6 protein-coding genes are annotated in these 7,915 nt (G+C 72.6%); 2 read left to right on the top strand and 4 right to left on the bottom strand.

Going from position 1 to position 7,915, the window contains the following annotated elements; translation table 11 throughout:
- Positions 1-1,213: acyltransferase family protein (locus ACIQOV_RS17145; protein WP_401049294.1), on the top strand; the 1,213-nt coding region annotated here is incomplete at its 5' end.
- Here the strand turns inward: ACIQOV_RS17145 and ACIQOV_RS17140 are convergent.
- Positions 1,180-2,442, bottom strand: a complete 1,263-nt coding sequence (locus ACIQOV_RS17140; protein ID WP_401049292.1) for a hypothetical protein — start codon at positions 2,440-2,442, stop codon at positions 1,180-1,182. The two genes, ACIQOV_RS17145 and ACIQOV_RS17140, sit on opposite strands and share 34 nt — an antisense overlap.
- 180 nt (positions 2,443-2,622) lie before the next feature.
- Positions 2,623-3,984 (bottom strand): type I glutamate--ammonia ligase, encoded by a 1,362-nt coding sequence (gene glnA / locus ACIQOV_RS17135; RefSeq protein WP_359896944.1) that lies wholly within the window; start codon positions 3,982-3,984, stop codon positions 2,623-2,625.
- Positions 3,985-4,158: 174 nt separating this feature from the next.
- Between glnA and ACIQOV_RS17130 the strand changes: the two genes are divergently transcribed.
- On the top strand, positions 4,159-5,913 hold the full coding sequence (locus ACIQOV_RS17130) for an NAD+ synthase (RefSeq protein ID WP_401049290.1): 1,755 nt from the start codon (positions 4,159-4,161) through the stop codon (positions 5,911-5,913).
- Positions 5,914-5,916: 3 nt separating this feature from the next.
- Here ACIQOV_RS17130 and ACIQOV_RS17125 read toward each other — a convergent pair whose 3' ends face one another.
- The gene (locus ACIQOV_RS17125; protein WP_401049289.1) at positions 5,917-6,972 is read right to left on the bottom strand and encodes an endonuclease/exonuclease/phosphatase family protein; all 1,056 of its coding nucleotides are present in this window, start codon (positions 6,970-6,972) and stop codon (positions 5,917-5,919) included.
- A 196-nt stretch (positions 6,973-7,168) separates the two neighbouring features.
- A complete protein-coding gene (locus tag ACIQOV_RS17120; protein ID WP_401049286.1) occupies positions 7,169-7,798 on the bottom strand; it encodes a TetR/AcrR family transcriptional regulator in 630 nt (209 codons plus the stop codon).
- Positions 7,799-7,915: the final 117 nt, after the last annotated feature.

Here is a 7,915-nt window from a genome sequence, read left to right as displayed (position 1 = left end):
CCCCGGAGCGCCGATGCCCACGACCGGCCCCGCCCGCCTGCCCTCGCTCACCGGGCTGCGCTTCTGGGCGGCCCTGCTGGTGGTGCTCTACCACCTCTCCCACAAGGTGGGCACGCTTCCGGTGCTCGGCCCGCTCGCCTGGTACGGCCGTTCGGGCGTGACGTTCTTCTTCGTGCTCTCCGGCTTCGTGCTGGCCTGGACGTACGGGGCCTCGCCCGCCCCGGCCGGGGCCCTGACCTTCGCCCGCCGCCGCTTCGCCCGGATCTGGCCGCTGCACCTGCTGACCACCGTGCTGTCCCTGGGCGCGGACGCGGCGATCGGCGCGGTGCTTCCGGTGGCGGCCGCGCTCTGGTCGCTGGCGCTGGTGCACCCGTGGGCGCTGCCCACCGTGTACGGCGGCAACCCGGCCTCCTGGTCGCTGGGCGCCGAGGCCTGGTTCTATCTGCTGTTCCCGCCGCTGCTGCGCCTGCTGGCCCCGCGCCGGCGCGCCTGGCTGCCGCTCGCGGCCCTGTGCACCGCGCTCGGCCCGGTGCTCTGGGCGGCCGGCGCCCTGCTGCCCGCCGACCCGACGGTGCGCGGCTGGCTGCTGGACTACCTGCCGCTGACCCGGACCCCGCAGTTCGTCCTCGGCGTGGTCACCGGCCTGGCCGTGCGGCACGGCGCGCTCCCCCGGGTGCGGTCGGCGCGGTCGGGGCTCCTGCCGGCGGCCGCCGCCGTGGCGCTCTGGCACCTGCTGCTGGTCCCCTGGCACGCCGCTGTCCCGGACGCCCTCTGGTACGGCCCGTACAGCGCCTCCCAGTTGCTCCCCGCGCCGCTGTTCGCGGCCCTGCTGGCGGCCGCCGCCCGGTGCGACGCCGCCGGGTGCCCGCCCCGGCTGCTGGCGGGCCGCACGGCCGTCCGGCTCGGCGAGTGGTCGTTCGCCTGGTACCTGGTGCACGAGATCGGCGTCCGCTGCTGGCTGTCCGTCCATGGCCGCCCGGCGCCGGGGGCCGCGACGTTCGGTGTCTGGCTGCTGCTGGCCGGCGGTTCGCTGGCCGCCGCGGGCGTGCTGTACCGCTGGGTGGAGCGCCCCTGCGAGCGGCTGCTGCGCGGCGCCGCCCGGGGCCGGGACGCGACGGCGCCGCTGCCGGCCCGCGCGGTGCGGGTGGGGCGGCAGCGGCGCCGTGGTGCGACGGGGGATCAGCCCTCGGTGGAGCCGTCCAGGTTGACGTAGGCGTAGAAGACGCCGAGGTCGTAGCCGTCCTTGTCGGTGTCGAACAGCACCTTGATGTCGCTGTCCCCGTTGCGCAGGAACGGCGAGATGTCCCAGCGGTTGGAGTCGTAGCCGAAGTTGTTGCGGTTGTACGGGGTGCGGACGAACTGGTCGGCCGGGGTCAGCTCCTCGATGGTGGAGTTGAACGCGTCGTTGGAGGCGTGGTTGAGGTCGGAGAAGGTCGCCTGCGGGCCCTGGGTGGACTTGATGGCGAGGGTGTCGCCGGTCCACTTGAGGTCGCCGTCGTAGACCACGAAGCCGAGCTTGCCCGCCACCGGGCCGGTGGCCGGGGTCCGGAGCCCGGTGAGGTCGAACTCGCGCGGCGGGCTGTCGGGCAGCTCGACCCGGAAGCCGTCCCACAGGTGGACGTGCCGGTACGGCTTGCACTCGTTCTCGTAGGCGACCACGATCGTCCAGCCGCCCCAGCTGTGCGGCTTCACCACCGAGTCCATGTTGGCGACGGTGTAGGTGCCGTTGCCGGCCTGCCTGACCAGGTCGGTGATGTCGGCGGAGGCCTGGTAGCTGCTCTCCACGTCGGTGGTGATGTAGCCGATGGAGGGCTGGTCGTTGGCGATGTTGCGGTACTCGGGCTCGCCCGGGACCTTCAGGTACACCTCGTCGATCTGGTTCTCCGGCAGCACGACGTCGTCGATGCCGCGGGTGCCGCCCCAGTACAGCCGGGCGTACGTGACCCGGGAGCCGTCGATCAGGCCGAGGTCGGCGGAGCTGGCGGAGTAGATCGCGTCACCGAGCGGGCCGACCGAGCCCGGGTCGATGTTGATGTACTTCATCTCGTACTTGTTGTTGATCGGCCTGGGGCCGAGGCCCTTGCGGGCGTCCAGGCAGGGCGGCTGCTCCGGGTCGAGCGGCGCCTTGGTCTCGTCGCAGGTCATCAGCGAGTTGCTGATCCGGGTGATGGAGCCGTGGAAGTCGCCCTCGAAGCGGGTGGTGAAGGGCAGTTGGTTCTCGGCGATCGTGGTGGCCCGCTGCTTCGCGCGCTGTGCGGGCTGGGCTTGCTGTGCGTGCTGGACACCCGCCTCCGGCCCGGAGGGCGTGCCCGAACCACGGGCGTCGGCGATGGTCGGGGCGGCCAGCAGCTGGCCGGCGACGGCGGCGACGGCGGCGCCCGCGACGCAGGTCCTGCGGAGGAGCAGACGAGTGGCGGAGGCGCGACTGACGGAGGAGATCATGTGATCCTCTTTCAGGATGGACGGACGAGCAGGCCGGTCGGACCACAACCCTCCGTCACATAAGCATCACATTCCGCCACCGGTGCGGCGATTCCGCCGCAGGTCCACTCCATAGGAGGGCCCGCTGCCGACCTCCGGGGCGACAGCGGGCCGACGGGGGTTTGAGCGGCCGTCACCCGCTCACAGCACCTGGAGGTTCTTCCGCAGCTCGAACGGGGTGACCTCGGAGCGGTACTCCTCCCACTCCTGGCGCTTGTTGCGCAGGAAGAAGTCGAAGACGTGCTCGCCGAGGGTCTCGGCGACGAGTTCGCTGCGCTGCATCAGGTCGATGGCCTCGCCGAGGTTCTGCGGCATCGGCTGGATGCCGAGGGCGCGGCGCTCGGAGTCGGACAGCGCCCACACGTCGTCGTCGGCGCCGGGCGGGAGCTCGTAGCCCTCCTCGATGCCCTTCAGGCCGGCCGCGAGGGTGACGGCGTAGGCGAGGTACGGGTTGCAGCCGGTGTCCAGGGAGCGGACCTCGATCCGGGTGGAGCCCTGCTTGCCCGGCTTGTACATCGGCACCCGGATCAGTGCCGAGCGGTTGTTGTGGCCCCAGCAGATGTAGGACGGCGCCTCGCCGCCGGCCCCGGCGGTGCGCTGGGAGCCGCCCCAGATCCGCTTGTAGGAGTTCACCCACTGGTTGGTGACGGCGGCGGTCTCGGCGGCGTGCTTCAGCAGGCCCGCGATGAAGGACCGGCCGACCTTGGACAGCTGGTACTCGGCGCCGGACTCGTGGAACGCGTTGCGGTCGCCCTCGAACAGCGAGACGTGGGTGTGCATGCCGCTGCCGGGGTGCTCGGAGAACGGCTTGGGCATGAAGCTCGCGTGCACGCCCTGCTCCAGCGCGACCTCCTTCATGACCAGCCGGAAGGTCATGATGTTGTCGGCGGTGGACAGCGCGTCGGCGTAGCGCAGGTCGATCTCCTGCTGGCCGGGGGCGCCCTCGTGGTGCGAGAACTCGACCGAGATGCCCATCGACTCCAGCATGGTGATCGCCTGTCGGCGGAAGTCGTGGCCCACCCCGCGCGGGGTGTGGTCGAAGTAGCCGGAGTGGTCGGCGGGGATCGGCGGGGTGCCGTCGCCGGGCAGGTTCTTCAGCAGGAAGAACTCGATCTCCGGGTGGGTGTAGAAGGTGAATCCCTGCTCGGAGGCCTTCTCCAGGGTGCGCTTGAGCACGAACCGGGGGTCGGCGTAGGACGGCGATCCGTCCGGCATCAGGATGTCGCAGAACATCCGGGCGGTGCCCGGGGTCTCCGAGCGCCACGGCAGGATCTGGAAGGTGGTCGGGTCCGGCTTGGCGATCATGTCGGACTCGTACACCCGGGCGAAGCCCTCGATCGCCGAGCCGTCGAACCCGATGCCCTCCTCGAAGGCCTGCTCCAGCTCGGCCGGCGCCACCGCGACCGACTTCAGGAACCCGAGCACGTCGGTGAACCACAGCCGGACGAACCGGATGTCACGCTCTTCGAGCGTCCGAAGCACGAACTGCTGCTGCTTGCCCATGGGGACAGTCTCACCTCTGCTCTTTACGCTCGTGTTACGCCCCGGAGGCCGTGGAAAGACCTCGTAAAGCGGTTGCCCCCATCATGGCCGATCCCCGCCCGGCCCGGCAGCGCCGACCCCCGCCGCGGGCCCCCGCCCAGGACATCGCGTCAGTTGGACGATTACACTCGGGGCATGCCCAATCTCCGTCTCGCCCTGAGCCAGATCGACCCCTGGGTCGGTGACCTCGCCCGCAACGGCGACGAGGTGGTGCGCTGGACCAAGCGGGCCGCGGAGGCCGGCGCGCAGCTGGTCGCCTTCCCCGAGATGGCCCTCACCGGGTACCCGGTGGAGGACCTCGCCCTGCGCCACTCCTTCATCGAGGCCTCCCGCGCCGCGCTGGTCGAGCTGGCCGGCCGCCTGGCCGCGGAGGGGCTGGGCGAGGTCCCGGTGGTGGTCGGCTACCTCGGGCGCTCCGAGCACGCCTCGCCGCGCTTCAACCGTCCGGCCGGCTCCCCGCAGAACTGCGCCGCGGTGCTGCACCGGGGCGAGGTGGTGACCCGGTTCGCCAAGCACCACCTGCCCAACTACGGCGTGTTCGACGAGTTCCGCTGGTTCGTCCCCGGCGACCAGCTGCCGGTGCTGCGGCTGCACGGGGTGGACGTCGCGCTGGCCGTCTGCGAGGACATCTGGCAGGACGGCGGCCGGGTCACCGCCGCCCGCGAGGCCGGCGCCGGGCTGCTGCTGGTGATCAACGGCTCCCCGTACGAGCGGAACAAGGACGACCAGCGGCTGGAGCTGGTGCGCCGCCGGGCGGCCGAGGCGGGCTGCACCCTGGCGTACGTCAACATGGTCGGCGGCCAGGACGAGCTGGTCTTCGACGGCGACTCGATCGTGGTCGGCGCGGGCGGCGAAGTCCTGGCCCGCTCCCCGCAGTTCGAGGAGCACCTGCTGGTGTTGGACCTCGACCTGCCGGCCGCCGCGGGGGACGACACCGACGGACTGCTGCTGAGCGACGGGCTGCACCTGGTCCGCACCGAGCTGGGCGGCGAACCGCAGGACGCGCCCGCCGGGAGGCTCACCGCAGGGGTGGCGCCGCGGCGGTCCGACGAGGCCGAGATCTGGGCCGCGCTGGTCTCCGGCACCCGGGCGTACGTGACCAAGAACGGCTTCTCGTCCGTGCTGATCGGCCTCTCCGGCGGCATCGACTCGGCGGTGGTGGCCGCGATCGCGGTGGACGCGGTGGGCGCGCGGAACGTGCACGGCGTCTCGATGCCCAGCCGCTACTCCTCCCAGCACTCCCGGGACGACGCGGCCGAGCTGGCCCGCCGCACCGGACTGCCCCTGCGGACCGTCTCCATCGCCCCGATGTTCGACGCCTACCTGGCGGCGACCGAGCTGACCGGCCTCGCCGAGGAGAACCTCCAGTCCCGGCTGCGCGGCACCCTGCTGATGGCGATCTCCAACCAGGAGGGGCACATCGTGCTCGCGCCCGGCAACAAGAGCGAGCTGGCGGTCGGCTACTCGACGCTGTACGGCGACTCGGTGGGCGCCTACGGACCCATCAAGGACGTCTACAAGTCACTGGTGTTCCGGCTGGCCCGCTGGCGCAACGAGGAGGCCGTGCGGCGCGGCGAGGTGCCGCCGATCCCGGAGCACACCATCACCAAGCCGCCGTCCGCCGAGCTGCGGCCGGACCAGGTGGACACCGACTCGCTGCCCGACTACGACCTGCTGGACGGCGTGCTGGCCCGCTACATCGAGGGCGACGAGGGCCGGGACTCGATCGTGGCGGACGGCTTCGACCCGGCCGTGGTGGACCGGGTGGTCCGGCTGGTCGACAGCGCCGAGTACAAGCGGCGCCAGTACCCGCCGGGCCCGAAGGTCTCGGCCAAGAACTTCGGCCGGGACCGCCGCCTGCCGATCACCAACCGCTGGCGGCGCGGCTGACCGCTACGCCGAGTACCGGTAGGTGGCGGCCACCGCGAGGTGGTCGCTGCCGTCCCGGGACAGGGTGCGGGAGTCCACCGGCGTGAGCCCGCCCTTGCTCATGATCTGGTCGATCCGGGCCATCGGGAAGGCCGCCGGCCAGCTGAAGCCGAAGCCGTCGCCGGCGGCGCCCTGGGCCGAGCGCATCTGCGAGGTGACCGGCGCCAGGCTGCGGTCGTTCATGGTGCCGTTGAGGTCGCCGAGCAGCAGGACCTTCTTCAGCGGCTCGGCCTGGATCGCGTTGCCGAGCGCCTGCGCGCTGAGGTCCCGCTGGTTGACGGTGAAGCCGCCCTCGGCCTTCAGCCGCACCGAGGGCAGGTGCGCGACGTACACGGCGACCGGGCCCTGCGGGGTGGTGACCTCGGCCCGGAAGGCCCTGGTCCAGCCCATCTTCAGGTCCACCGGGGAGATGTCCTCGATCGGGTACTTCGACCAGAGCCCGACCGTGCCCTCCACGGTGTGGTGCGGGTAGGCGCCGGCGAGCCCGGTCTCGTACGAGCGCAGCTGCCGGCCGGCCAGCTCCTGCAGGGCGACGATCTGGGCGCCGGAGTCCACCAGGGTGCGGACGGTGCCCGGCACGTCGGTGTTGGCGGCGGCGACGTTGTGGCTGACCACCGTCCAGTCGCCCTTGCCGCCGCTCTTGTCGGACAGCAGCCCGCCGAACAGGTTGACCCAGAGCACGACGGGCAGCAGCAGGGCCAGCAGCGCGGTGGCGGAGCGGCGCAGCAGCGCGGGTACCAGCAGCACCGGGACGGCCAGGCCCAGCCAGGGCAGGAAGGTCTCCAGCAGGCTGCCGAGGTTGCCGACGCTGTTGGGCACCTCGGCGTGGAAGGCGAGCAGCGCGGCGGTGAGCACGGCCAGCGCGGCGACCACCAGGCCGCGCCGCCAGGTGCCGCTGCCGCGGGCGTCCCGGCCCCAGTGGCGCAGGCCGAGGAAGCCGCCGCGACGCACCGCGGGGGCCGGGCCGTCGGCGTCGCCCCCGGGGGCCGCGATCCGCTCGGTCCTGTCCGCCTGCGCCATGAAGTGGCTCCCGTCGCTCGTGCCGTCGCCGCTCCGGTGTCCGGCCCGTCGTCGGGCGGGCACTCACCGGACCGGTGCCGGTTTGATCGATTGTCCGGCTCAGCCTATGCCGGGACAGACGTCGGTCCCGCTGAGCGGGTTCCGGCGTGGCCCGGTTTGGTGAGCGAGGCCACGTTCGGGCGCGGGTCGGGCGGGGTCAGCGGGGTGCGAGGCCTTCGAGCACGGAGTCGACCAGCTTGCGGGCCAGGTCCGGGTCCTCCAGGTCGGAGTCGTCCCACAGGATGCTGCGGTAGAGGATCGGCCCCATCAGGAGGTCGTTGAGCAGTTCCAGGTCGAGGTCGTCGCGGATCACGCCCTCGGCGACGGCCTGGCGGATCAGGCGGAGCCCGACCTCCCGGCGCGGCTTGATCACCCGCTCCCGGTACGCGGAGTACAGCTCGGGCAGGGTCTGCATCTGGCCGAGGGCGGCCTTGAGCACCCAGCGGGTGCGCTTGGCCAGGCCGCGCCGGCGGACGTGGTCGACCAGGGCGATCAGGTCGGCCCGGGCGCCGGCGCCGGTGGGCTCCGGCAGCGGCTCCTCCAGCCGGCTGACCACGTCGACCAGCAGGGCCTCCTTGTTGGACCAGCGCCGGTAGATGGTGGCCTTGCCGACGCCGCCGGCGGCGGCGATGCCCTCGATGGTGAGCTCGGACAGCGCGGTACCGCCGGCCATCAGGTCCTCGACGGCCGTGAAGATGGCCTGCTCGGCGGCCTCGCTCCGGGGCCGGCCACGGCGTACCTCCGCGCAGTGCTGCCCGGTGTCGGCGGTCGGCGTGTCCGTCTTCATCCCCGCTGTCTCTCCCTCGCTCTCCCCGGCGGCGCTGGCGCCGTGGGGTGTCCCTCGGTGGGTCCGCGGCGGGGGCCCGCCCCGGACCGAGGCCCTGCCGCCCGGGGCGCACCCGGG

Origin of the sequence: Kitasatospora sp. NPDC091257 (assembly GCF_044757675.1) — a bacterium.
Lineage (GTDB): Bacteria > Actinomycetota > Actinomycetes > Streptomycetales > Streptomycetaceae > Kitasatospora > Kitasatospora lactacystinica.
Note: the sequence above shows the minus strand (reverse complement) of the source record. Positions and strands in the feature narration are given on the sequence as shown.

Coding starts and splice junctions, on each gene's coding strand:
- ACIQOV_RS17140 (WP_401049292.1), bottom strand. CDS start 2,442: ATGATCTCCTCCGTCAGTCGCGCCTCCGCCACTCGTCTGCTCCTCCGC.
- glnA (WP_359896944.1), bottom strand. CDS start 3,984: ATGGGCAAGCAGCAGCAGTTCGTGCTTCGGACGCTCGAAGAGCGTGAC.
- ACIQOV_RS17130 (WP_401049290.1), top strand. CDS start 4,159: ATGCCCAATCTCCGTCTCGCCCTGAGCCAGATCGACCCCTGGGTCGGT.
- ACIQOV_RS17125 (WP_401049289.1), bottom strand. CDS start 6,972: ATGGCGCAGGCGGACAGGACCGAGCGGATCGCGGCCCCCGGGGGCGAC.
- ACIQOV_RS17120 (WP_401049286.1), bottom strand. CDS start 7,798: ATGAAGACGGACACGCCGACCGCCGACACCGGGCAGCACTGCGCGGAG.